Origin of the sequence: Sphingomonas sp. PP-CE-1G-424, assembly GCF_004341085.1 — a bacterium.
GTDB lineage: Bacteria > Pseudomonadota > Alphaproteobacteria > Sphingomonadales > Sphingomonadaceae > Sphingomonas.
In genome coordinates, this window is the sequence record NZ_SLXW01000028.1 from 1 (window position 1) to 1,597 (window position 1,597).

The window sequence follows — 1,597 nt, forward strand, 5'->3', positions numbered from 1 at the left end:
GCTTCCCATGCGCGCACCACACCCGCGACGGTGCCGATGTCGCTGACCCCGATCGAGGGATAACCAAGCAGCGCTGCAGCCGCGAACAGCTCCTCGGGGCTCGACGCGCCGCGCAGCAGCGAGAAGTGGGTGAGGACCTGAAGCTCGACATAGTCGGTCATGCGAACACGCCGTGCATCCACCAGCTCAGATCGCCGGTGTCCTCGACGAACCCGTCGCCTCGCCGAAACACCCAGTAGCGACCGCCTGTCTCGTCCTCGACCCGGTAATAGTCGCGCACCGCCCAAACTTCCGCGTCACGGCGCCACCACTCGCCGTGGATCCGCTCGGGGCCGTCGCCGGCAACCACCTTGTGTGGCCGGCCGCGCCACTCGAACCGCCGAGGCGGCTGGTCGGGCATCAGCGCTATGACGCCCCATAGCGGTTCGGGCCTCGCCAGCAGGCGCGTCGGTCGGCGCCATTTTGGCCAGCCCGCGGGCGCTACCACCGGGTCGGCGCGCATGACGGCGCGCTCGGGCACGTGACTTTCAACAGGGGCGATCCGGAACACGGCGTCAGCGCCGATGCGGCCGGCGACGACGTCGACGAGACGGGCCGGATCACGCACGAGTACCTCACCGGCGAGAACCGCGCGAAGATCGACCGCGTCGAGCGGCTCTGTGTGCGGTGCCGCCAGATAGAATTGCTCGAGCCCCAGGCCCGGATCGATCCGCTCGATCCTGAGCTTCATGAGCCGCAACAGGTGCGAGACCTCGCGTGTCGGGCGTGAGGTGCCGACCGCGACGACCTGCTCGGTACCGTCGACACGCAGCCCACCGAGCCGTAGCGATCGTACGCCGAGCCCCTTTGCGCGGAGCAGCTCGGCCATGTCGCCGAGCAGATCCTCCATGACCTGCGCGATCCCGTCTGCGGTGACGATCGGTTCGAGCAGCCGGCGCTCGACGATCGGCATGACCTCGTCGGTCCGCGGTGTGATCGGTTCGGCAACTGCGCCAAGTGCTTGATCGAGGCGCGTGATCGCCGCCAGCCCGAGCCGGCGTGCCAAAGGCCCGCGCGCGACCGGCAGGAGATCGGCCACGCGTTCGAAGCCGAACTTACGGGCGGCGACGAGCGCCGTGCCCGCGAGGCGCAAGGCGGCGACCGGCAGGCCGCTGAGCGCCTCGACCGTCCGCCCTGCCGGGACGATCGCGATGTCGGCCGATCCGAACCGGGCAACGGCGTGTGCCGCGCCCGGTGTGTCGGCGACCGCCACGCGTGCTGTGAACCCTGCACGCTGACAAAACGCGCGCAGACGCCGACAGAACCGCTCTTCGCCCCCATGGAGATGGGCGCAGCCGGTCAGGTCGAGCCACAGCCCATCGGGCGGCGTGGCGGCCGCGATCGGTGACCAGCGGCGCACCGCGCGCAGTGCGAGCTGATCCAGTAACGCGGCATCCGCCTCGGTCTCGGATGGTCGGATGTCGAGGTCGGACACCAGCGCACGCGCATGGGTCGCGGCCATCCCGATCGTGATCCCTAACGCGGCAGCGCCATCGCAGGCGGCAACCACCTCTTCGCGCCGGCCGACCTTGCCCACCAGCGCGAGCGGCGCCCTGTG

Annotated in this window: 1 protein-coding gene; it reads right to left on the minus strand. The window is 70.3% G+C overall.

The window, feature by feature from the left end:
* Positions 1–157: 157 nt before the first annotated feature.
* On the minus strand, positions 158–1,597 hold a 1,440-nt coding region (locus tag C8J43_RS21740), incomplete at its 5' end, for a DNA polymerase Y family protein (RefSeq protein WP_243645737.1).